The following is a 20,957-nucleotide window of genomic DNA, read 5'->3' on the forward strand; positions in this document are numbered from 1 at the left end:
GTCAGATCATCACCACCAATTTGCCACGAGCCGTACCGGCTTCCATCTTGGCATGTGCTTGCGCGATGTCCTCGAACGCGAACACCTCGTCGATCGGTACCACCGCCTCGCCTGACGCGACAGCGGAGAGGAAGTCTTGCAGTACGTCGGCAGGCAGGTCGGACGCGTCCCCGCCGTACGAGGTCAATCGCACTCCGCGTGGAATGTAGTCGATCGGATAGAAGTCCTTGACTGTCCACTCGTTGGACAACATGCCCGTGAAACACACGGTCCCGTGAACGCGAGTGGCGCGCAACGTGTCGGGAAGTGTTGGTGTTCCGACTAATTCGAGAGCCAGATCAACACCGTCCGGGAAAATGTCTCGCACCTGGCCTGCCACGGTACCGTCGTCGAGGACAACGTGGTCGACCCCGATCGCGGTCAACGACGACGCTTTGCTCGCATCGCGGGTGGTCGCAAGGACCGTGAGCCCCCACTGCTTCGCCAGGACTGCCGTTGCCATGCCGACCGAGGAGGTTCCGCCTCGAATCAGTAGGGATTGACCGGATTTCGCATCCAGTCCCACCGTCAGCGAGCCGTACGACGTCTGCAGCATCTCGGGAACAGCTCCCACTGTCGACCAGTCCAGTTTGCTGGAGAAGGGAACGACCTGGCTGACGGGAACGCATGTGTACTCGGCATATCCGCCGTCGAAGACCCGACCCATCCCGCCCATCATGGCGGCGACCTGCTGCCCTTCGGTCAACTCCCCGCCGGGGCAGTTCACCACTTCGCCGACGGCCTCGATGCCCAGCACCCTCGGGAACGTCACGCCTTCGGCGAGGCCGAGGCGGGTGTGCAGTTCGGATCGATTGAGACCGAAGGCCTTCACACGGATGAGGACCCAGCCGATGGTAGGCGCCGGTATGGGAATCTCCCTGATCGTCAATGCTTCTGGCGGGCCGGGGGCGTCGAGCACGATTGCGCGCATTGTGTCGGTCATGCTTTCTCCTTGGTGATGAGTGTCAGTCGGCGGTTGGCTTCGCGCAGCGTGGCCAGTGTGGCGCCGAACCGATCGAGAGCCTCGGGCGTCAGCAGGGAACCGAGACGGCGTGCCAGTTCGTCGTCGAACGTGGCCTTCGCCCCCTGCAACAGGCCAATGCCGTCGGGGGTCAACGCGATGAGTGAGGATCGTTTGTCGGCGGGATTGGATTGTCGACGGCAGTGCCCCGAGGACTCGATCCGATCCACCAATTTGCTCGTGCCACCGACGGTGATCGCGAGGGCTTCGGCAATGTCGAAGACCCGACAGGAACCTAGCCTGTCGATGATCTGCATCGGCTCGAATCGACTCAGTGGCAGGTCGTGCTCGCTTCGGAGTCGCTGGTCGACGGCCGTCCACAGTTCGGTTTCGAAGCGGACGAGGTTGTCGAAGTGACCGCTCAGGTCCGACCCCGTCATGAGCAGACCCCGAACCGATATGCATTCCGTGGAATCATTCTTTCACCGTACGCCCGATTCGTGATCAATTCCATGGAATCTATTTGCGGCCTTTCGTTGTGTCGGTGGCGCATGGGAACATATGTTCGTGTCGCATGAACCGTTGGATCGAGAAACGCCAGGTAATCACCTTGGCGGTGCTCGTTCTGGCGGTAATCATCCTGGGGGTAGTCGACCTACGGGTGACGCAACGATCCTCCATGCGGACCTCGATTCGTTCTACGCATCGGTCGAGCAACGTGACGACCCGACTCTGGCGGGCAGACCGGTCATCGTCGGCGGTGGCGTGGTCCTGGCGGCAAGCTACGAGGCCAAGGCATTCGGGGTTCGAACTGCGATGAGTGGTGGTCAGGCTCGATCACTGTGTCCCCAGGCAATCGTCGTTCCCCCGCGAATGTCGGCGTACTCGCAGGCGAGCAAAGACGTGTTCGACGTCTTTCACGACACGTCGCCGCTGGTCGAAGGAATCTCCATAGACGAGGCCTTTCTCGAGGTCGGCGGGCTCGCCAAAATCGTGGGAAACCCGCTGCAGATCGGGGCCAACCTCAGACGCGACGTGGCCGAGCAGGTCGGACTACCGATCACGGTCGGGATCGCACGCACCAAGTTCCTGGCCAAGGTCGCGAGTGCATTCGCGAAACCCGACGGATTGCTGCGAGTGCCGCCGGAGGGCGAGACCGAATTCCTGCATCCGTTGCCGGTCGAGAAGCTGTGGGGCGTCGGCAAGATCACGGCCCAGAAGTTGCGAAACTTCGACATCGTGACGGTGGGTGACATCGCTCGGCACGACGAATCCTCGATCGTCTCGATTCTCGGGGGCGGCGCCGGTCGCCATCTCTACGCGCTCTCGCACAATCGAGATCCGCGCCCCGTCCGCGCCTATCGTGGCCGCAGTTCGATGGGTGCTCAGCATGCGCTTGGTCGCGGATCCCATTCCCGCGCAGAACTCGATGCGTCGTTGATGTCCCTTGTCGACCGTGTCAGTCGACGCATGCGTTCGGCGCAGCGGACGGGGCGCACGGTCACGCTCCGGCTTCGCTTCGCGGATTTCACGCGGGCAACTCGATCTCACACGCTGCGCCGGTCCACCGCCGACACAGCGGAATTGCTGAACGCCTCGATGGTGCTGCTGGACGAAGCGATACCGATGATCGCGGACAAGGGCATCACGTTGATCGGTGTCGCTGTCTCCAACCTGGATCGGGACGGCGCCGAACAACTCGAATTGCCCTTCGACGGTCCAGGATTCGCGGGTCCGGACACTGCCGCCCTCGACTCGGCGATGGACAGCGTCCGGAAGAAGTTCGGCTCGGCGGCTCTCACGAGGGGAGTGCTCCTGGGACGCGATCCGGACCTGTCGGTGCCGCTACTGCCGGACTAGGTGAGGTTTTCTCTCAGAGTCGCTCCCTCGTATTCGTGTCGGAACAACCCACGCGCCTGCAGCACTGGAATCACGTGATCGACAAAATCTTCCAGGCCCTGCGGATAGGTCGGCGGCATCAGATTGAAACCGTCGGCACCGCGGCCGTCCAACCAGGATTCCATCTCGTCGGCAATCGACTCCGGTGTGCCGATCATCGTTGCGTGGCCACCACCCGCAGCGAGCGTCCCGAGGAGTTCCCGCACAGTCGGTGCGTCCTTCTCGACGATCCGCAGAATAGTTGCGTAGCGTCCTTGCGGCCCGCTGAATGCTTCGAGTGGAGGCAACGGGGGCACGGGCCCGTCGAGATCCCAGTCCTCGCAATCCTGTCCGGTGAACAACGAGAGTTGGCGTATCGACTGTTCGGTGGGCAGCAGGCGATCAAGTTCGGCCTTCTTGGCCCGTGCCTCGGCGACAGTACTTCCGACGTAGGTGACCAGCCCCGGCATGACGGCGACCGAGTTCGAATCCCGGCCGGCGCGCTCGATTCTCGACTTCACGTCCGCGTAGTAGCTCTGCGCGCTGGGTAGGTCGTAGGCAACCGAATAGATCGCCTCGGCGCGCTGCGCAGCCAGATCGCGACCCTGCTCGGACGCCCCGGCCTGAAACAAAACCGGTCTGCCCTGCGGGGATCGAGGAACCGTCAACGGGCCGTCGACACGAAAATGCTTGCCGTCGTGATCGATGCGAGAAATCTTGCCTGCGTCGGCAAAACGTCCCGCCCGGTCGAGGATCAGCGCGTCTTCCGACCACGAATCCCACAATGCGAGGGCCACTTCGACAAATTCGTCGGCTCGTTCATATCGGGATGCGTGATCGGGCATCGCCTCGAGTCCGTGGTTGCGCGCCTCCTGGTCGAACATCGAGGTCACGACGTTCCATCCGGCCCGTCCGCCGCTGATGTGGTCGAGCGATGCCAAAAGTCGTGCCGCGTGGAATGGCGTGTAAAAGGTCGTGGAGATGGTGGTGACCAGGCCGACGTTCGCCGTCGCTCGTGCCATGGCAGTCAACGCGGTGATCGGTTCGAGAAACCACGACGCACCAGACTCGGGTTCTCGAACACTGTGACCGTCAGCGAAGAAAACGGCGTCCAGCTTGCCGCGTTCGGCGATCTGGGCGAGCGACTCGTAATACGTGATGTCACCGAGACTTTCGACCGGTGAGTCGCGGTGTCGCCACGCCGCACTGTGATGCCCGCAACCGAGCAGGAACGCACCTATCCGTAGCTGTGCGCCCATCAGTTCTTGACGAGTCCGCCGTCGACAACCAGATTCTGGCCGGTCACGGCCCGCGACCATGGGGAGGCGAAAAAGAGTGCAGCGTCGGCAAATTCGTCCGGCGTCGTGACTCGGCGCAGGGGAGTGCTTGCCGCGATCATGTCGAACACGGCTTCCGGTGTCGCGGCACTCGCATCGGTGGTGCGGAGCAAGCCGCCGGAGACCATGTTGACTGTGATCCCGTCCGGACCGAGGTCGGCGGACAGCGTCCGTGTCAGTGCCAACAGTGCGGCCTTGGCAGCGGTGTAGTCGTGGTACGGAACTACCGGATTCTGGACCAGATTTGTTCCGACAGTGATGATTCGGCCGAAGCCGAGTTCGCGCATGCCTGGTAGCGCTGCCTGGGTGGTATTGAGTGTTCCGGCAACAGCTCCGCGTAGTTGAGAGTCGAAGTCGGCCCAGGTGATCGTGTCCGCGTTCGGCCGGGCATCGCCGTTGAACGAGAAGTCGACCAGTGCATTGTCGACCACGGTCGAGATCGGTGCGTCGAATCTCTCGCGTGCAGCGGAGAACAACTGGTCGACGGAACTGCGGTCCGTCACGTCCGCCTGGACTGCGAAGGTGCGATCCTCACCCAGTTCGGCGACCAGGGCCTCGGCGGCATCGCGGCTCTTGTTGTAGTTCACGATTACGCGGGCGCCCGAGCGGGAGAATGCTCGGCTCAGTGCGGCGCCGAGCCCGCGGGCGCCACCGGTGATCAGAACGATCTGCTCGTCGAGGTTCAATGCGCGCTGAAATTGCTGTTCGGTCATGTCGACATCCCTCCGCCAGTGCTAACTGGTCAGGTTCATCGGGTCTGATCTCAGCCGACTTTTTCGGCACCCCGTGTCACCGTCCATCAGACCACGTGAGGTGAATCGTCCCGAACGCCGGGTGTGTAGTAACGGCCGGCGCGATGAGTTTTCGATCGCTCGGGAGTCGTAATTGCAAGCGAAGTGGCAACCGGCCGCTCGCCTTCGCCCCAGGAGACTCCGATGACCACCCAGCCCGTCCACAACGAAACTGTTTCCGGTAACGCCACGACGACGACACCTTCGGCCACGGCTCGCAAGGTCGGATACGTCCTGAGTGGGCTGTTCGTCGTTTTCATGCTCTTCGACGGCATCATTCACATTCTCAACCTTCAGACCGTCAAGGACGCCTCCGCCGAACTTGGGTTGCCGGACTCGCTGGCATTGACGGCCGGGGTGGTGCAACTGATCTGCCTTGCGCTGTACGTGATTCCGCGAACGTCGATACTCGGCGCGATTCTGCTCACCGGTTACCTGGGCGGAGCCGTGTTGACCAACCTTCGAGCGGAACAGCCTCTGCTGAGCACGACATTGTTTGCCGTCTACACCGGAATCGTCATGTGGGCGGGTCTGTATCTCCGAGACGAGAAGGTTCGCGAGATCATCCCGGTGCGGCGGGTCTGAAATCAGGCCCCTGAAGGGGTTGCGTGGGACGCGGTGTCCCATTATGTTTGACCTCATTCAAGTCCGTCGACTCCAATCGACGGACTGGCCGTGAGGAGACACCGATGGCTCGGTCAGCGTCGATCGAAGTGGAAAAGCCGTACCGCCAGGTACTGCAGACTTTGTCCGAGGGCTCAGTTGCCCGCAGTTTCGATCCCTATCTCGACATCGACTGGGATTCACCAGAGTTCGCGATCGATCCGCATGATCCGAGGTGGGTGCTCTCATCCGTGTCGGATCCGCTCGGAGCGACGCAGTGGTACCAGGACCAGTCGTTGGAGCGTCGAATCGCCATGGGAATGTGGCGTCAGGCGAATGTGACCAAGGTGGGTTCGGCATTCGAGAGCATCTTGATCCGGGGAATGCTGCAATACATCATGGCGCTACCCAACCAGTCGCCTGAGTTCCGGTACTGCCTGCACGAGATGACCGAAGAGTGCAATCACATCCAGATGTTCCAAGAGCTCGTCAATCGTATGGACATCGACGTACCGGGTATGCGTCCGATGTTCCGGCGGCTGTCGCCGATCATCGGAGTGCTGGGAGCAAAGTTCCCGGTCATCTTCTTCATCGGCATTCTGGCTGGTGAAGAACCGATCGACCACTTCCAGAAGGATCTCATCCGCGAGGGTAAGGACACGCCGCCGGCGATGCTCCGCACCATGGAGATTCACATCGCCGAAGAAGCGAGACACATCTCGTTTGCTCACGAGTTCCTGCGCAATCACGTCCCCAGACTCAGTCGTTCGAGTCGAGCCATCACATCGGTCGCCTTCCCCGGCACGATGCGTTGGCTTGCGGGCGAAATCATGTCACCGCCAAAGGAATTCGCCGAAGAATTCGGAATCCCGGACGAGGTGATGAAGAGCGCCTTCTGGGGGAGCCCACATTCACGCCGCATCCTGGGTAACTACTTCGGCGAAATGCGAGCCCTGGCAGACGAACTCGGATTGATGAATCCGGTGTCGAAGCGCGCGTGGCGAAAGCTGCGCATCGACGGCGACTACGCCCGCTACCGCGGCGAGCCGAAGCGTTCCGACAAGACCCGGATCTAGTCCGGCCGCGAAGTTCCTCCGTCGGAGGACACCAGCTCGGCTATGAGCGTGGACAATTCGACATGGGGATCGATCTGTAGCCCGCTCGAGCGGGCAACGCCGTCGAACATGTACCAGGTGTATTTCGCGAGGTCGGCGATGATCTCTTCGCGGCTCGGTTTCGGATCGGTGCTTCGGACCCAGTGGGTGAGCGTGCCCTCGACCATTGTCACCACTGCGAACGGTAGTGAATCGAAGGGTGAAGAGTCGATCCCCACGGATCGACCGACTTCGGTGATAGTGGTGCGCGCCGAGTCGGCGATTGTCGCCTTCAGGCTGCTGATCGCGTCGATGCTTTCGTCGTCGTAGTCAGTGGGGCCGGTACCCATGAACTCGTGAATCCGTGGATGCTCGGTGATCCACTCGGCGACGGCGCTGATGGTTCGGGTCAGGATCTGGTCGAGAGTGCCTACCGAAATGCTCATCGACGCATCCAGGGCCGCCGCAAATTGGCCGAGCACAAACGCTCGGACTCGTCGATCGAGGTCGTCTCGGCCGCTGAATTGTCGGTACACCACCGACTTGGCGAGGCCGGCACGGTCGGCGATCTGCTGGACGGACACCTCGGCACCTGCCGCGCGCTCTTCGATCAGTTCGACAGCCGAGGTGAGTATCCGTTTCTGACGCTCGGAGTTGTGTCGCTCCCACCGCGCTTCGCGACCGGTCAACTCTGTAGTGACAGGTTGCGCAATTGCGTCGCTCGGCATCGGGCCAGTCTATCCGGACGGACCCGCCGTATTTCCGACTTGTCATCGGGCGCGGCATCGGGATCGGTCGTCGGTACAACGTGGGACACTGGTCGAGTGAGGTTGTATCGAGACACGGCGGTGGTGCTGCGCCTGCACAAACTGGGCGAAGCCGACCACATCGTCACGTTGCTCACCCGTCAGTTCGGGTTGGTACGTGCCGTGGCCAAAGGTGTCCGCCGGACCACCTCCAAATTCGGTGCCAGACTCGAACCGTTTGCTCACATCGACGTGCAACTACTTCCGGGCAAGAATCTCGACATCATCACTCAGGTGCAGACGGTCGATGCATTCGCCACTGACATCGTCGACGACTACAGCCGGTACACCACGGCCTGCGCCGTACTCGAAACTGCCGAGCGGTTGGCCGGCGAGGAACGCGCGCCGGCCCCGCAGCTTCAGCGATTGACGGTGGGAGCACTGCGTGCGATCGCCGAGCAGGCGCGGCCGGTCGAGTTCGTGCTCGACGCGTTCTTGTTGCGAGCCATGGGCTATGCGGGTTGGGCGCCTGCCCTCGAAGAGTGCGCCCGCTGCAGCGCTCCGGGACCGCACCGTGCATTTCATGTCGCCGCAGGCGGAGCCGTCTGTACCTACTGCCGCCCGGCGGGTGCTGCGACGCCGTCGCCCGGAGTGCTCGACTTGATGGAAGCCCTGCTCCGAGGGGAGTGGGAGGGCACCGATTCGGCGCCCGCGACGCTGCGGACGCAAGCCAGCGGACTGGTCGCGGCACACCTGCAGTGGCATCTCGAGCGTCAATTGCGGACGTTGCCGCTGATCGAGCGTTCGAGGCCGCATGCAGCCGTCGAGGTCGACTTGCCCGTGAGGCAGGATGGAACCCGTGATTCGACGACGCGAACCGCGAACTCCGCTTGATCCTGCTGCTGAACGGGTGATCCGGCCACCGGACCCACATCCGTCCGGGGCGACCCCGCCGATCCTGCAAACCGAACTCATCCCGCGCCACGTCGCGTTGGTGATGGACGGCAACGGACGGTGGGCACAGGAGCGCGGTCTGCCGCGAACCGCCGGGCACGAACGCGGTGAAGCTGTCCTGATGGACACCGTGTGCGGGTGCATCGAGATGGGTGTCGAGTGGCTCTCCGCCTACGCCTTCTCCACCGAGAACTGGAAGCGCAGTCCCGACGAGGTTCGATTCCTGATGGGCTTCAACCGTGACGTCATCCGCCGCCGACGCGACGAGATGAACGAAATGGGTGTGCGTGTTCGCTGGGCCGGTCGTAAGCCGCGCCTGTGGGCCAGTGTGATCAAGGAACTCGAGATCGCCGAAGAACTGACCAAGAACAACACAGTCATGAACTTGACCATGTGTGTGAATTACGGCGGGCGGGCCGAAATTGCCGATGCGGTAAAGGAAATCGCGAAGCGTGTTGCGGCCGGTGAGATCAATCCGGACAAGATCACCGAGGCGACGGTTGCCAAGTACCTCGACGAACCCGACATGCCCGACGTCGATCTCTTCCTGCGTCCGTCGGGGGAACAGCGGACGTCCAATTTCTTGATCTGGCAATCCGCCTACGCCGAAATGGTGTACCAGGAGAAGCTGTTTCCCGATTTCGACCGCCGCGATCTCTGGGCCGCCTGCGTCGAATACGCCTCACGCGACCGTAGATTCGGTGGCGTCAAATGACAGGGGAGAACATGACCGACACCACCGACGAAGCAGCCCGCCTACAAGAACGCGCGGCCGCCTCGCTGGCGCATTTCGTGACGGTCGATGTGGCTGCGGACGGCTCGCTTGGTTTCCAGTACTCCGGCGCGCTGTGCTCGATCCAGGCGATGAATTTGTCCGAGGGTCTGGACGTGCTGTCCATGACGTGTGTCCTCGCGTGGGACCGACCGGTCAGCGCGGCACTGCATCGCAAGGTGGCCGAGCGGAACCGGACCATCCAATTCGGTTCGATCGCGGTATTCGGCCACGGCAGTCTGGCGGACGTGATCCTGCGATACACGTTCCCGGCGGCCGGACTGGACGACGAGGCACTGACCACGATGTTGCTACTCGCGCTGACCGGCGCCGATACCGCGCGTCAGGGTTTGATTCCCTGACGCTGTCAGCTGTCAGCTGTCAGCCGGCGGCGCAGTCGCGGCAGGTGCCGAAGATCTCGACGGTGTGACTCACTTCGGTGAAACCGTTGTCCTCGGCGATGGTCTGTGACCACTGCTCGACCGTCGGGCCCTCGACCTCGACGGTGAATCCGCAGTTGCGGCACACCAGGTGATGGTGGTGTCCGGAGGAGCAGCGTCGGTAGACGGACTCACCTGTGTCGGTGCGCAGGACGTCGATGGTTCCGGCGTCGGACAGTGCCTGCAGCGTGCGGTAGACGGTGGTCAGGCCGATCCCTTCACCGCGCTTGCGCAGTTCGTCGTGCAGTTCCTGTGCCGACTTGAATTCGTCGATGTCGTCGAGCAGGGCGGAGATGGCGCTGCGCTGTTTCGTGGAACGAACGCCGACGGTGGCCGGTCCACGTTTCGAGGTCGTACTGCCCGGGGTGTTCATGCGGTGGAATCTCATCCTTCTTCGGCGTGGGCGACAGCGTCGACGACGATGTGTGCGAGGTGATCGTCGACGAGTCGATAGAGAACTTCTCGTCCGTTGCGTTCGCCGCGGACGACGCCCGCTGCTTTGAGAACGCGCAAATGCTGGCTGATGAGTGGCTGAGTGACACCGAGAGCGCCGACGAGTTCGTGAACGCAGCGCTCCGACTCGTGGAGCTGAAGCACGATCGCGATGCGAACGGGTGCAGCCAGCGCCCGCAGAATTTCGCCGGCGGCCGCCAAAGTTTCCTTGGGCGGCACGGGCGCGGGGGGTGCGGCTTCGAACGGGTCGTGCGTGTGTCCGAGGTCGGAATGATCATGGCTTTTGTGGAGATCGCCGGTATCCGCAATGCTCACAGCGAGGCTCCTTCGAGGGGTAGATCATGATGTCCGGGCATAGCCATCTCACCACATTATTGCAAATCACTTTCATTTTGATATGCACAAGTATGCATGTCAACCTTGGACGGAAGTGCGTGGCAGCCGCCAGATAGGCTGATGGTGCGAAAAGCGCACGAAAATCATGCATCTATTACCCAGATGGAGAGCAATCGAGTGGCACCCAAGTCCAAGATCGAAGCCGTTGTCAATCTCGCCAAGCGGCGAGGCCTGGTCTACCCGTGCGGTGAGATCTACGGCGGTACCAAGTCCGCATGGGACTACGGCCCATTGGGTGTCGAGCTCAAGGAGAACATCAAGCGTCAGTGGTGGCGCAACATGGTCACCAGCCGCGAGGACGTCGTCGGCCTCGACTCCTCGGTGATCCTGCCCCGCGAGGTGTGGGTCGCATCCGGTCACGTCGGTGTCTTCAACGACCCGCTCGTCGAGTGCCTCAACTGTCACAAGCGTCACCGTCAGGATCACCTGCAGGAGGCGTACGCGGAGAAGAAGAAGCTCGACAACCCGGACGACGTCTCGATGGATGTCATCGGTTGCCCCGATTGCGGCACCGTCGGCCAGTGGACCGAGCCGCGCGACTTCAACATGATGCTCAAGACCTACCTCGGCCCTGTCGAGAGCGAAGAGGGCATGCACTACCTGCGCCCCGAGACCGCACAGGGCATCTTCGTGAACTTCGCCAACGTGCTGACCACCTCGCGTAAGAAGCCGCCGTTCGGCATCGGTCAGATCGGCAAGAGCTTCCGTAACGAGATCACCCCGGGCAACTTCATCTTCCGCACCCGCGAGTTCGAGCAGATGGAGATGGAATTCTTCGTCAAGCCGGGCGAGGACGAGCAGTGGCATCAGTACTGGATCGACTACCGCCTGGACTGGTACACCGGCCTCGGCATCAACAAGGACAACCTGCGGCTGTACGAGCATGCGCCGGAAAAGCTTTCGCACTACTCGAAGGGCACGACCGACATCGAGTACCGCTTCCACTTCCAGGGCAGCGAATGGGGCGAGCTCGAAGGTATCGCGAACCGTACCGACTTCGATCTCTCGACGCACTCCAAGCACTCGGGCACCGAGCTGAACTACTACGACCAGACGACGGGCGAGCGGTACACGCCGTACGTCATCGAGCCGGCGGCAGGTCTCACGCGTTCGCTGATGGCCTTCCTGGTCGACGCGTACACCGAGGACGAGGCTCCCAACTCCAAGGGCGGCGTCGACAAGCGCACGGTGCTGCGACTGGATCGTCGACTCGCTCCCGTCAAGGCCGCAGTGCTGCCGCTCTCGCGCAATGCGGATCTGACGCCGAAGGCAAAAGATCTTGCGGCGCAGTTGCGTCAGAACTGGAACGTCGAGTTCGACGACGCCGGTGCCATCGGGCGTCGTTACCGTCGCCAGGACGAGATCGGCACACCGTTCTGCATCACGGTCGACTTCGACACTCTCGAAGATCAGGCTGTGACGGTGCGTGAGCGTGACTCCATGGCGCAGGAACGCGTCGCCCTCGATCAGGTGGAAAGCTACCTGGCTGCGCGGCTGATCGGTTCCTGATTCGTTCGAAGCTGACGGGCGGTTCTTCTCATTCGAGAAGGACCGCCCGTTTTCTCTTTCCATGGTGGATCTTCAGGCGCAGGATCGAAGTTATGAGAAAACTCAGCGTGACCAACAGCGTGACTCTCGACGGTGTCATGCAGGCACCTGGCGGGCCGGACGAAGATCGTCGTGGCGGATTCGAGCACGGTGGATGGGCGGCACCCTTCAACGATTCCGTCATGGCACAGAAAATGGGGGAGGGGATGGCGAAGAAATCAGAGTTGCTCTTCGGACGCCGAACCTATGAGAACTTCGCCTCGTACTGGCCGTTTCAGACGGACAATCCGTTTACCGAGGTGCTCGACAACACGCAGAAGTACGTCGCGTCAAGAACTTTGGGTGAACCGCTGCCGTGGAAGAACTCGACTGTGTTGAAAGGCGATGCCGCCGACGCGGTCGCCGCGCTGAAGGAAAGCGATGGCCCGGATCTGGTGGTTCTGGGCAGTGGCGACCTGATCACGTCATTGGCCGAACGGCGTCTCGTCGACACCTACACTCTGCTGATTCATCCGCTGGTTCTCGGAACCGGGCGCAGATTGTTCCCCGACGGTGCTGCGCTCGCTCAGTTCACCCTCACCGAAAGTGTTCCTACGACAACAGGCGTCATCATCGCGACGTATCAGGTGAGTTGAATACATCAGGGAACTCGCCGAAATGCTGCTTCTGCCAACGCTGGGTTCTGACGGCTTGCACACTGGTCGGCGTGACCCAGGGCGGATAGACCCGGATAGCGCGCTTGCCGCCCGAGAAGTTCGTCGACACGATGTCGTGTTCGACGAGGGTTTCGGTGGGAAAGACGAAGTGACCCAGATGTTCTTCGTCGTAGACCTTCACCACAAACAGCGCGACGCCGTCGCGGGTGTCGAAGGGGCGGATGGGCCCGGCCTCGGAACGGCGCCACAGGGTGACGAACTGACCGAGCTTGGTCGGCGTCGTCTTGGCGGATCGATAGACGGAGGGAAGGCCGTTGACGGTCAGCGTGTGAGCGCCGTACTCAGCACCCTCGGACTCGGGAATCGGTGTGGACCAGGTAAATCCGTCGGCGTTCATCGGCAACGATGATGCCACGGACCACCGACAGCCTTCGTGGCGAACGCTGTCGGTGGTAGTCCCGATTCAGGCCGTAGGTACCTTGTCGAGAAACCCGAGGACAAGCGTCACCCGGCCGTCGTCGTCGCGTTCGAGTACGTCGAACCCGTCGATCAGTGACTCGGCCCCCGCCGGGCCGAGAGCCCAACCGAATCGAGCCTGTCGGTGGTGCGCGTCCACCGGCCCGATGAGGGTGAAGTGCATGCCCGGAAATTGTTGCTGCACAGCGTTGATCATCGCGTCGATCTGATCGTGTCCGGTGACGTCCGCGAGCGGATCGGTGTAGCGGCCGCCGGGTGCGAACAATTGCTCGATCCGTGCTCTACGGGCGGTGGTATCTGTTTCGTTCCACATGTCGATATAGGCGTCGGCGATTGCGTCGAAGTCGCTCATGGTCGCTCCCTTGATCAGTTCCGGTGGTGAACGTCCGGCGGTCTCGCCGGCTGAGACCACTGTTCCTCCGAAACTGCTTCGGGTCGATTACCTCCGAGGTCATGGTCTCGGCTACCTCGGGTCGCTAACTTGAAAGAATGACCTTCGAGACGATGGACGTTGGCACCGAACTCAAGCGGTGGCGGGAGCGGCGAAGGCTCACTCAGTTAGGTCTCTCGGCAGCGGCAGGAGTGTCGACCAGGCACCTGAGCTTCATTGAAACCGGCCGCTCCAAACCCAGCCGGGACATGATCCTTCACCTGTCCGAATGTCTGGATGTTCCTCTACGACAACAGAACACGCTTCTGCTGGCAAGTGGCCACTCACCGGAGTACTCGCAAAAATCGTTGGTGGAAGCGCCGATGTCAGCGGTGAGCGAGGCCATCGATCGCATCATCGACGCGCATGACCCTTATCCGGCCGTGGTGGTCGATCAGCAATGGGAGATGATCGCCGGGAACCAGGCCGTGAGAATCCTGACCGAGGGGGCCGCTGAATTCCTCCTGGAACCACCGGTGAACGTATTGCGTTTGAGTTTGCATCCCGAGGGCATGGCGCCGCGGATCGTGAACCTCGCGCAGTGGCGGACCCACCTGCTCGCCAGGTTGGCGCGGGAAGTGGAGGTCAGTGCGGATGCGCAGTTGGCGTCGTTGCTCGACGAGTTGCGCACCTATCCGAGCGGCGGAGACTGGCACGACGACCGCGCGAATTCCCTGCTGGTTCCGTTGCGTGTACGCGCCGGCGATACCGAATTGGCGATGTTCAGCACCACCACCGTGTTCGGTACGCCGCGCGACGTCACGCTCGCAGAGATCGCGATTGAGTCGTTCTACCCGTCGGACACGCAGACCGCCGATTATTTTCGATCAGCCGCGCAGGTCAGAGAGACTTCTTGCCGAACTTGAGCTTCCACGGCACCAGAGCGGACTCCAACTGAACCGAGAGGCTCATCTTGGAGACACCTTCGGTGCGTTCCTCGAAGCGGATTGGCGTTTCGGCGATCTTCATGCCGCGCTGAACAACTCGGTAGTTCATCTCGACCTGGAACGCGTAGCCGTTGCTCTGCACCGATTCGACGTCGATGTCGCGCAAGGTCTGCGCATGCCACGCCTTGAAGCCTGCAGTTGCATCCTTGACGTGCAGTCGCAGAATAGCGTTGACGTAGAAGTTCGCCCAGGCGGACAAAGCCTTGCGATGCCACGGCCAGTCGCCGGCAACTGCGCCACCTTCGACGTAACGGGAGCCGAGAACGACTGCCGCATCGGTAGTGGTGAGGATCTCGATCATGGCGGGGATCGCTTCGGACGGATGGGAGAGATCCGCGTCCATCTGAATGACGATGTCGGCGTTCTCCGCCAGAGCCCGGCTCATGCCCGCGACGTAAGCACGGCCGAGTCCGTCCTTGACCGTGCGGTGAAGCACTCCGACCGGGATGGGACCATCGATACCCAACTTGTCCGCAACCTCGCCCGTGCCGTCGGGGGAGTTGTCATCGACCACGAGGACGTGCAGGTTCGGGATCTTCAACGCGGCGAGGCGATCGACGAGCTTTGGCAGGTTCTCACGCTCGTTGTATGTAGGTACAACGACGGTTATCTGCGGGGCGACGCTTTCCATAACACCTTCGTATGATCTGTGATCCCGACTTGCCGGATGAAGCGTACGACGAGTGCGGTCGTGAACAAAGTAGGGATTTTACTACCTCGACAGGATCCGTCAGAACCGGCCGCCGCCGCCTCGACTGGTTCGGCCGCCGCCGCCACCGCCGAAACCACCGCCGCCGCCACCGCGACCTGAGCGTCCACTGCTGCTCGGTCCGCCGTACGAACGGGGCCCGCCGCCACCTCGCAGAATGCTGTTGATCAGGATGCCGCCGAGGATCGCTCCCGTCGCATCGCCGCCGCCACCGCGGGGTCGTTGGTTTGCTTCCCAGGTGTTGACGTCGTTCTGCGCGGCGCGAAGTGAGTGCGTCGCCAAGGTGGTCGCGGCCTGGGCGTGTTGCAGTGCCTTGGACGGATCCGCAGCCTGCAATTGCTGGGCCGCCTGCAGGTGCCGCTGAGCCTCTGCGTAGCGAGTGCGCGCCTCCGCCCCGATCGCGCCGCGCCTGGTTCCGAGGAAGTCGCCTGCAGCGGTCACCTGAGCCTGTGCGGCCAGAATGTCCTGGGCAAGGCGCTGCTGTGCACGTTCGAGCTGCTGCTTCTGCTCCTGAGCGTCGGCAAGCAGCGCGTCGAGTTGGGCGTCGGCCGCGACGATCTGGTTGAAGGCTGTCAGCGGATCGCTGTCCTTCGACGTCTGAGCATTCGCCAACGCTGCCTGGGCTGCGGCCTTCGCGTCCGCCAACTTCTGCCCGCCCTGCGCCAGGTAAGCGTCCGCAGCAGTGATGCCCTGCTGGACGTCGTCCATCGCGGACGGAAGAGTCGCGATGGCGTTTCGGATGTCGTCGGCGGCGTGATCGACGCCGTCGAGTAGTTTGCGTGCCTGATCGAGAGCCGCTTCGGCAGTGCGAATCGCGGTGACGGCAGCGCCTTGCTTACCGGCCGGCAGCGCGGTGGCATCGCGGCCTTCCTCGATCGACTTCTCGGCGAGCGTCAGGCGTTCGCTGGCCATGGTGACGTTGTTCACGACAGATGCCAGCGTCGGCGCGGGGAACTGATCCTTCAATTTGGTCAGAATCGCCTCGGATTCGGGCAAGCGCACGCTGAGAGAAACAACACTCTGCGTCAACGCATCGAGACGTGCGGGGGCGTTGATGAGAAGGTCGCGAAGCCCGTCGAACTCCTCGACGCGAGCTTCGAGTTCTTGGTCGGCTCGACCGCACGAGGAAATGATGTCGATCAGCATCTGGCGGCGTTGATCGGGAGTTTCCGGGATGGCGTCGTCGAGTCGCTGCCTGATCGCGAAGGCTTCGGCGAGGGTGGCCTTGGCCTTGTCGAATGCTGCCGAGAAGGGTGCGACGGCGGAATCTCCGAACTCGCTGCGGGCCAGATCGAGCTCCTCCTGGCTGCCGGCGATCGCGTTGTCCGTCTCGACGAGGATCTCCTTCGCGCGTTCGTCGAGCGTCGGCAGCGGGAGTGCGTTGAGGCTGGCGATGTCGTCGGGGGAGATGTTCTTCGCGGCTTCGACGCTTGCCTTGTTCTTGTCGTTCTTGCGCTTACGTGAGTACAGGACCACGCCGCCCGTCCCGACCACCACAGCGCCGCCCGCGATGAGGAGTGTTCCGACTCCCATTCCGCCGCTCGTGTTGTTCGCGTCGCCGAGTGCTCCAGCTGCAGCAATTGCCGCGCCGGTCCAATCATCCTCGGCAAGAGCCGGTTCCACCGCGTCGGAATTGATCGATTCGATGTCGGAATCGGTGATGTTGCTCAGCTCAGCGGGGACGTCGAGGTAGTAAGCACGCTCCGCCGTGGCAACTGCAAGCAGGACGGACTTGGTACTCAGCGTCGACTTCGTGGCTGTCTGCTGTGCCCACGCCTGGCCACCCAGGTTGTTGAAATCGGGGACGAACGCGACCCACAGATCGATCTGGTGGTCCTCGCTGAGTTGATCGATCGCGGCTTGTATGTCGCTGCGTTGTCCGGCGTCGAGAACCCCGGAGGTGTCGGTGATGTGATTCGGCAACACCATCGGGGCGTCTGCCGAGGCGAGCGCAGGACTGAAGACGAGCGCCAGCAAAGCGAAAATCGCCGCGACGGCGGCGGCGCTTCCCCGACGGCGAACGGGTCGGGTGATTGTCCGACTCTGCTCTACCGAGGACAACTGCGCGAAGTGTGGTGCGAGGGCCATGACGCAAATCTATCCGTTGTGGCGCGTCGGCATCGGAGGTGATCGCCGCGAACTGGCAGAATTGCGGGAGTGAAACCTGCTTTCGGTAACCGCCCCCACGACCCATCACCCTCACGGGCGGGCGGCTTCGGGGCAGGATTGGCTCGCTGGACGCGCCGACTGATCGCCGGTGCCGTGTTGATGGCCGTGGTTCTGGTCGGGGGTACTGCGTTCCGGGTGTGGCAGGTGGCGCGCATCGACGACACGCGGCCGGCCGACGCGATAGTCGTTCTGGGCGCGGCTCAGTATTCCGGCACTCCGTCGTCCGTCTTCGAGGCCCGACTCGAGCAGGCGTACAAGCTGTACAAGCGCGGAGTGGCGCCGCAGATCATCACTGTCGGCGGTAAACAAGAAGGTGACGAGTACACCGAAGCGGCGTCGGGAAAGATGTATCTGACCGATCGCGGAATTCCGTCGAGTGCGATCACTGCTGTGGAGACCGGTTCGGACACACTTCTCAGTATCGACGCGGTGAGCGCCGAGATGTCCTCGCAGGGAATCAATTCCGCTGTCCTGGTCAGTGACCCGTGGCACTCCTTGCGAACGCGGACGATGGCCCGCGACACAGGACTCCAGGCGTGGACCGCACCTACTCGTCAGGGCCCGGCTGTCTTCACCCGCGAATCCCAGTTGCACGGAATCGCTCGCGAAACCGGCGCGCTGCTCTGGTATCAGCTCACGCACTTCTCGGCAGACTTCCCCTACACGGCAGGGCAATAGAGACCATGACAGCTCACACCACCTACGGAGGCGGCACATACTCCGAACACGACCTCGAACGTCGTGTCGTCGAGGCGCCGAAGCGTGCGGGGTTGCCGGGTTCGCAGATCGCAGCGGCGCAGCATCGTTCGGACTTCTCGCGAGATCGGGCGCGTGTCCAACACTCCGCGGCTTTGCGGCGCTTGGCCGACAAGACCCAGGTTGTCGGCCCGCGCGACGGTGACACACCTCGCACGCGGTTGACGCACTCGATGGAGGTCGCACAGATCGGGCGAGGGATCGCCGACGGACTCGGTTGCGATCCGGACCTGGTGGACCTCGCCGGTCTCGCGCACGACATCGGGCACCCGCCGTACGGTCACAACGGCGAGAAGGCCCTGGACGAAGTCGCCAAGGACTGCGGAGGTTTCGAGGGCAACGCGCAGAATCTGCGGATATTGACCAGCCTCGAACCCAAGATCCTGCGCCCCGACGGTCTGAGTGCCGGCCTCAATCTCACCAGGGCATCACTCGACGCAGCCATCAAGTACCCCTGGACACGGCCGCAGCCCGGCGCGAAGTTCGGGGCATACGACGACGACGCAGAGGTGCTCGCCTGGGTTCGAGAGGGGGCGCCCGAGCGTCGGCAATGCCTGGAAGCTCAGGTCATGGACTGGGCCGACGACATCGCGTATTCCGTGCACGACGTGGAGGACGGGGTGATCGCAGGCCGTATCGACCTGCGCTCGCTTGCCGATCCGTCCGAGCAGCGCGCACTGGCAGAACTGGGGGCCTCCGAGTTTCGGGGATTGGTAGTCGACGATCTGATCGACGCCGCTCAACGGTTGTCCGAACTCCCCGTCGTACGCGGGGTCGGAAGTTTCGACGGAACACTCGGAAGTTCCGTCGCGTTGAAGAATCTCACGAGTGAATTGGTGGGTCGCTTCGCCACCGCAGCGATCGCCAGCACCCGGCTGACACACGGTGACCGACCCCTCTCGCGGTATCAAGCCGACCTCGACATACCCGAGGCCGTCGCATCCGAGGTGGCGTTGCTCAAGACCGTGGCGCTGTACTACGTGATGTCCGACGCCGGACACAAGGCGCGTCAGGATCGGCAGCGTGATCGTGTTCATCGCGTCGCGGAATGGCTGCTGGCGACTGCGCCGGCCGGGCTCGATCCGATCCTGCTGCCCGCGTGGGAACGCGCCGCGGACGACGGTGCTCGGGTCCGGGTAGTGGTGGATCAGATCGCGTCGTACACGGAGAGTCGGCTGGAACGGGTGGACAAAGCGAGCCTGGGCGCGCAGGCCAGCTGGGGCTGAGCCGCTTACGCCTTCAGCAGGTCATCCGCGTCGACGGGTCGGTAGTGGTATCGAGCCACTTGCCGTAAGCGTCGCCGCCTGCTGCGCGAACGTCCTTGCAGATCTTCGACTCGGTGTTCCCGGATTCGCGATACACCGTGTAGATCGCCGTCCCCGAATCGGAGACTTGACGCAGTGACGGGCAGGACTGGTCTGTGCGTAGGTATTTCGAGCCGGGGAACGCGTCGAGGTAGTTCTGGATCTCGCTGGCGTACGTTGCCGGATCGGTGGCATTGGCCAACACCACGATTCCGGTTCCTTTGCACGAGGGGACGGTGATCGGCTTGCTGACCCTGAGGTCGCCATTTCTCGCGGACGGGTTCGACGCCCGGGTGGTCGTGGTCGCCTGCAGTCCGGCGGTGGGTAGCGGCTCGAGCTTGGGCGTTCTGGCCGGCTCCTGAGTGGGTGCCGGTGCCGACGTGGAGATGGAAGCTGCTGCAGTGGTGGGTGATTCGGGTCCCGAGTTCCCCAGCATTACCCAGGCCGCCGTGCCTCCTGCGGCCAGAACGAGTGCAACTCCAGCCGCACCGATCGCGATCGGGGCTCGGTTTCGCTTGGTCTTTGTCGCGATGTGCGTGTAGTTCCCGTGAGCGGGATTCGCCGTGGTGTAGATGGGCGGCCCGACGATCGTGGGGTGCAATCCGCCGGCGGAACCGGGGGTGTCGGTCGTCGAGAGGGCCTGCCGCGCTTGGAGTGCGAGCGCTCCCGTAGTCGGATAGCGGTGTGCGGGATCCTTTGCCATGCCGCGAGCCACGATGGCGTCAAAACCTTGCGGGAGCGACGGAACTGTCAGTGTGGGGCGTGGCGGCGGAGCGTTCAGGTGCGAATTGACCAGATGCTCGATGCTTGTGGTGTTGAAAGGTGTTGTTCCGGTGAGTGATTGGTAGAGGACACAAGCCAGGGAATAGACATCCGCTGCGGCCGTCGGCGTTTCGATTCCGAACCGCTCCGGCGCCATGTACGCATAGGAACCGACTGCGCTTCCCTCGGTGGTGATCTTCGTGTCCGTCTGTGAGTATGCGATTCCGAAGTCGACGAGGTAGGCGAAGCCGTTGTTCGTGAGAATGATGTTGTCTGGTTTGACGTCGCGATGGATGAGCCCGCGGGCATGTGCGGCGTCCAACGCCGAGGCGATTTGCGAGACGATGTCGACGGCTCGTACAGGCGTGAGTCGGCCGAATTCGGCCAACTCGGCGCGCAACGTATGACCTTCGACCAAACGCATGTCGATGAAGAGGACTCCGTCGATCTCGCCCCAGTCGTGTACCGGGATCACGTGCGGTTCGTTCAAGGCGGCGGTGGTGCGAGATTCTCGGCGGAAACGAGCCTGGAATGACGGGTCGGCCGCAAGTTCGCGATGGAGCAACTTGAGTGCGACCAGGCGATCCTTCGAGGTGTCGTACGCCTCGTACACTTCACCCATTCCGCCTCGGCCGAGGAGGCGACGCAACTCGTACACGCCGAATCGGGTTCCTGATCGCCCTTCGTGCGAGCTCGAGGCGTTTTCAGTCATCGTCGGTCCCATCGCTGCGGTGC

The 20,957-nt window shown here is 62.6% G+C and carries 23 protein-coding genes and 1 riboswitch; of the genes, 11 read left to right on the forward strand and 12 right to left on the reverse strand.

The features are described 5' to 3' along the window. Position 1 precedes the first annotated feature (1 nt). Positions 2 to 982, reverse strand: coding sequence for a zinc-binding alcohol dehydrogenase family protein (locus H351_RS14420; protein WP_021344680.1), 981 nt, complete (start codon positions 980 to 982; stop codon positions 2 to 4). Further along, positions 979 to 1,440 (reverse strand): MarR family winged helix-turn-helix transcriptional regulator, encoded by a 462-nt coding sequence (locus H351_RS14425; protein WP_029255642.1) that lies wholly within the window; start codon positions 1,438 to 1,440, stop codon positions 979 to 981. Before H351_RS14425 ends, H351_RS14420 begins: the two co-directional genes overlap by 4 nt. Positions 1,441 to 1,561: 121 nt before the next feature. On the opposite strand from H351_RS14425, the gene dinB reads away from it, so the two are divergent. Next, positions 1,562 to 2,860 carry a DNA polymerase IV gene (dinB, locus tag H351_RS14430; protein WP_081051156.1) on the forward strand — a complete coding sequence of 433 codons (1,299 nt, stop codon included), beginning with the start codon at positions 1,562 to 1,564 and terminating at the stop codon, positions 2,858 to 2,860. On the opposite strand, the gene H351_RS14435 is transcribed toward dinB, so the two are convergent. Both H351_RS14435 and H351_RS14440 read right to left on the reverse strand, forming a co-directional pair. Beyond that, entirely contained in the window at positions 2,857 to 4,137 is a 1,281-nt protein-coding gene (locus H351_RS14435; protein WP_021333385.1) for an LLM class flavin-dependent oxidoreductase, read from the reverse strand. The genes dinB and H351_RS14435 overlap by 4 nt on opposite strands. Then, the gene (locus tag H351_RS14440; protein WP_046379952.1) at positions 4,137 to 4,901 is read right to left on the reverse strand and encodes a 3-oxoacyl-ACP reductase; all 765 of its coding nucleotides are present in this window, start codon (positions 4,899 to 4,901) and stop codon (positions 4,137 to 4,139) included. The genes H351_RS14435 and H351_RS14440 overlap by 1 nt, the downstream gene beginning before the upstream one ends. Before the next feature lie 17 nt (positions 4,902 to 4,918). Beyond that, positions 4,919 to 5,012: riboswitch (TPP riboswitch) on the reverse strand. A gap of 138 nt (positions 5,013 to 5,150) precedes the next feature. On the opposite strand from H351_RS14440, the gene H351_RS14445 reads away from it, so the two are divergent. After that, complete coding sequence (locus H351_RS14445) at positions 5,151 to 5,591, forward strand: DoxX family protein (protein ID WP_029255639.1); 441 nt, start codon at positions 5,151 to 5,153, stop codon at positions 5,589 to 5,591. A 104-nt stretch (positions 5,592 to 5,695) separates the two neighbouring features. Further along, complete coding sequence (locus H351_RS14450; protein WP_029255638.1) at positions 5,696 to 6,685, forward strand: AurF N-oxygenase family protein; 990 nt, start codon at positions 5,696 to 5,698, stop codon at positions 6,683 to 6,685. Here the strand turns inward: H351_RS14450 and H351_RS14455 are convergent. Continuing rightward, a complete protein-coding gene (locus H351_RS14455; protein WP_029255637.1) occupies positions 6,682 to 7,431 on the reverse strand; it encodes a TetR/AcrR family transcriptional regulator in 750 nt (249 codons plus the stop codon). The genes H351_RS14450 and H351_RS14455 overlap by 4 nt on opposite strands. 96 nt (positions 7,432 to 7,527) lie before the next feature. Here H351_RS14455 and recO point away from each other — a divergent pair, with 96 nt between their 5' ends. The 3 genes from recO to H351_RS14470 are packed head-to-tail and all read left to right on the forward strand — an operon-like array spanning position 7,528 to position 9,537. After that, complete coding sequence (gene recO / locus H351_RS14460) at positions 7,528 to 8,343, forward strand: DNA repair protein RecO (protein WP_029255636.1); 816 nt, start codon at positions 7,528 to 7,530, stop codon at positions 8,341 to 8,343. Beyond that, a complete protein-coding gene (locus H351_RS14465; RefSeq protein ID WP_019749001.1) occupies positions 8,300 to 9,118 on the forward strand; it encodes an isoprenyl transferase in 819 nt (272 codons plus the stop codon). The genes recO and H351_RS14465 overlap by 44 nt, the downstream gene beginning before the upstream one ends. Continuing rightward, positions 9,115 to 9,537, forward strand: a complete 423-nt coding sequence (locus H351_RS14470; RefSeq protein WP_019749000.1) for a YbjN domain-containing protein — start codon at positions 9,115 to 9,117, stop codon at positions 9,535 to 9,537. The genes H351_RS14465 and H351_RS14470 overlap by 4 nt, the downstream gene beginning before the upstream one ends. A gap of 19 nt (positions 9,538 to 9,556) precedes the next feature. On the opposite strand, the gene H351_RS14475 is transcribed toward H351_RS14470, so the two are convergent. Continuing rightward, positions 9,557 to 9,988: a Fur family transcriptional regulator gene (locus tag H351_RS14475; protein ID WP_029255635.1), complete on the reverse strand. Its 432-nt coding sequence runs from the start codon at positions 9,986 to 9,988 to the stop codon at positions 9,557 to 9,559. A gap of 11 nt (positions 9,989 to 9,999) precedes the next feature. Then, positions 10,000 to 10,383: an ArsR/SmtB family transcription factor gene (locus H351_RS14480; RefSeq protein ID WP_003944457.1), complete on the reverse strand. Its 384-nt coding sequence runs from the start codon at positions 10,381 to 10,383 to the stop codon at positions 10,000 to 10,002. 198 nt (positions 10,384 to 10,581) lie between these two features. Here H351_RS14480 and H351_RS14485 point away from each other — a divergent pair, with 198 nt between their 5' ends. Together H351_RS14485 and H351_RS14490 are read left to right on the forward strand one after the other, a co-directional pair. Next, positions 10,582 to 11,973 carry a glycine--tRNA ligase gene (locus tag H351_RS14485; RefSeq protein ID WP_003944491.1) on the forward strand — a complete coding sequence of 464 codons (1,392 nt, stop codon included), beginning with the start codon at positions 10,582 to 10,584 and terminating at the stop codon, positions 11,971 to 11,973. A gap of 92 nt (positions 11,974 to 12,065) precedes the next feature. Continuing rightward, on the forward strand, positions 12,066 to 12,647 hold the full coding sequence (locus H351_RS14490; RefSeq protein WP_029255634.1) for a dihydrofolate reductase family protein: 582 nt from the start codon (positions 12,066 to 12,068) through the stop codon (positions 12,645 to 12,647). Here H351_RS14490 and H351_RS14495 read toward each other — a convergent pair. Together H351_RS14495 and H351_RS14500 are read right to left on the reverse strand one after the other, a co-directional pair. Then, a complete protein-coding gene (locus tag H351_RS14495) occupies positions 12,622 to 13,083 on the reverse strand; it encodes a MepB family protein (protein WP_029255633.1) in 462 nt (153 codons plus the stop codon). The genes H351_RS14490 and H351_RS14495 overlap by 26 nt on opposite strands. Before the next feature lie 48 nt (positions 13,084 to 13,131). Continuing rightward, complete coding sequence (locus tag H351_RS14500; RefSeq protein WP_024487641.1) at positions 13,132 to 13,497, reverse strand: nuclear transport factor 2 family protein; 366 nt, start codon at positions 13,495 to 13,497, stop codon at positions 13,132 to 13,134. Between the two features lie 137 nt (positions 13,498 to 13,634). Between H351_RS14500 and H351_RS14505 the strand changes: the two genes are divergently transcribed. Beyond that, positions 13,635 to 14,441, forward strand: coding sequence for a helix-turn-helix domain-containing protein (locus tag H351_RS14505; protein ID WP_029255632.1), 807 nt, complete (start codon positions 13,635 to 13,637; stop codon positions 14,439 to 14,441). Here H351_RS14505 and H351_RS14510 read toward each other — a convergent pair. Then, entirely contained in the window at positions 14,416 to 15,153 is a 738-nt protein-coding gene (locus tag H351_RS14510) for a polyprenol monophosphomannose synthase (protein ID WP_029255631.1), read from the reverse strand. The genes H351_RS14505 and H351_RS14510 overlap by 26 nt on opposite strands. A 99-nt stretch (positions 15,154 to 15,252) precedes the next feature. After that, positions 15,253 to 17,319, reverse strand: coding sequence for a TPM domain-containing protein (locus H351_RS14515; protein ID WP_029255630.1), 2,067 nt, complete (start codon positions 17,317 to 17,319; stop codon positions 15,253 to 15,255). A 69-nt stretch (positions 17,320 to 17,388) separates the two neighbouring features. On the opposite strand from H351_RS14515, the gene H351_RS14520 reads away from it, so the two are divergent. Together H351_RS14520 and H351_RS14525 are read left to right on the forward strand one after the other, a co-directional pair. Then, positions 17,389 to 18,078, forward strand: a complete 690-nt coding sequence (locus H351_RS14520) for a YdcF family protein (RefSeq protein ID WP_007731109.1) — start codon at positions 17,389 to 17,391, stop codon at positions 18,076 to 18,078. 5 nt (positions 18,079 to 18,083) lie between these two features. Then, entirely contained in the window at positions 18,084 to 19,382 is a 1,299-nt protein-coding gene (locus tag H351_RS14525) for a deoxyguanosinetriphosphate triphosphohydrolase (RefSeq protein WP_019748992.1), read from the forward strand. A 13-nt stretch (positions 19,383 to 19,395) separates the two neighbouring features. Here the strand turns inward: H351_RS14525 and H351_RS14530 are convergent, their stop codons facing one another. Then, positions 19,396 to 20,946, reverse strand: a complete 1,551-nt coding sequence (locus tag H351_RS14530; RefSeq protein WP_029255629.1) for a serine/threonine-protein kinase — start codon at positions 20,944 to 20,946, stop codon at positions 19,396 to 19,398. Between the last annotated feature and the right edge of the window lie 11 nt (positions 20,947 to 20,957).

This window comes from Rhodococcus erythropolis R138 (genome assembly GCF_000696675.2).
In the GTDB taxonomy this organism is placed as follows: Bacteria; Actinomycetota; Actinomycetes; order Mycobacteriales; family Mycobacteriaceae; genus Rhodococcus_F; species Rhodococcus_F erythropolis.

What these genes read in the sequence shown, in the direction of transcription:
- H351_RS14420 (WP_021344680.1), bottom strand. Translation starts at nt 982, where the DNA reads ATGACCGACACAATGCGCGCAATCGTGCTCGACGCCCCCGGCCCGCCA.
- H351_RS14425 (WP_029255642.1), bottom strand. Translation starts at nt 1,440, where the DNA reads ATGACGGGGTCGGACCTGAGCGGTCACTTCGACAACCTCGTCCGCTTC.
- dinB (WP_081051156.1), top strand. Translation starts at nt 1,562, where the DNA reads ATGTTCGTGTCGCATGAACCGTTGGATCGAGAAACGCCAGGTAATCAC.
- H351_RS14435 (WP_021333385.1), bottom strand. Translation starts at nt 4,137, where the DNA reads ATGGGCGCACAGCTACGGATAGGTGCGTTCCTGCTCGGTTGCGGGCAT.
- H351_RS14445 (WP_029255639.1), top strand. Translation starts at nt 5,151, where the DNA reads ATGACCACCCAGCCCGTCCACAACGAAACTGTTTCCGGTAACGCCACG.
- H351_RS14450 (WP_029255638.1), top strand. Translation starts at nt 5,696, where the DNA reads ATGGCTCGGTCAGCGTCGATCGAAGTGGAAAAGCCGTACCGCCAGGTA.
- H351_RS14455 (WP_029255637.1), bottom strand. Translation starts at nt 7,431, where the DNA reads ATGCCGAGCGACGCAATTGCGCAACCTGTCACTACAGAGTTGACCGGT.
- H351_RS14465 (WP_019749001.1), top strand. Translation starts at nt 8,300, where the DNA reads ATGGAACCCGTGATTCGACGACGCGAACCGCGAACTCCGCTTGATCCT.
- H351_RS14470 (WP_019749000.1), top strand. Translation starts at nt 9,115, where the DNA reads ATGACAGGGGAGAACATGACCGACACCACCGACGAAGCAGCCCGCCTA.
- H351_RS14475 (WP_029255635.1), bottom strand. Translation starts at nt 9,988, where the DNA reads ATGAACACCCCGGGCAGTACGACCTCGAAACGTGGACCGGCCACCGTC.
- H351_RS14490 (WP_029255634.1), top strand. Translation starts at nt 12,066, where the DNA reads ATGAGAAAACTCAGCGTGACCAACAGCGTGACTCTCGACGGTGTCATG.
- H351_RS14500 (WP_024487641.1), bottom strand. Translation starts at nt 13,497, where the DNA reads ATGAGCGACTTCGACGCAATCGCCGACGCCTATATCGACATGTGGAAC.
- H351_RS14505 (WP_029255632.1), top strand. Translation starts at nt 13,635, where the DNA reads ATGACCTTCGAGACGATGGACGTTGGCACCGAACTCAAGCGGTGGCGG.
- H351_RS14510 (WP_029255631.1), bottom strand. Translation starts at nt 15,153, where the DNA reads ATGGAAAGCGTCGCCCCGCAGATAACCGTCGTTGTACCTACATACAAC.
- H351_RS14515 (WP_029255630.1), bottom strand. Translation starts at nt 17,319, where the DNA reads ATGGCCCTCGCACCACACTTCGCGCAGTTGTCCTCGGTAGAGCAGAGT.
- H351_RS14525 (WP_019748992.1), top strand. Translation starts at nt 18,084, where the DNA reads ATGACAGCTCACACCACCTACGGAGGCGGCACATACTCCGAACACGAC.
- H351_RS14530 (WP_029255629.1), bottom strand. Translation starts at nt 20,946, where the DNA reads ATGGGACCGACGATGACTGAAAACGCCTCGAGCTCGCACGAAGGGCGA.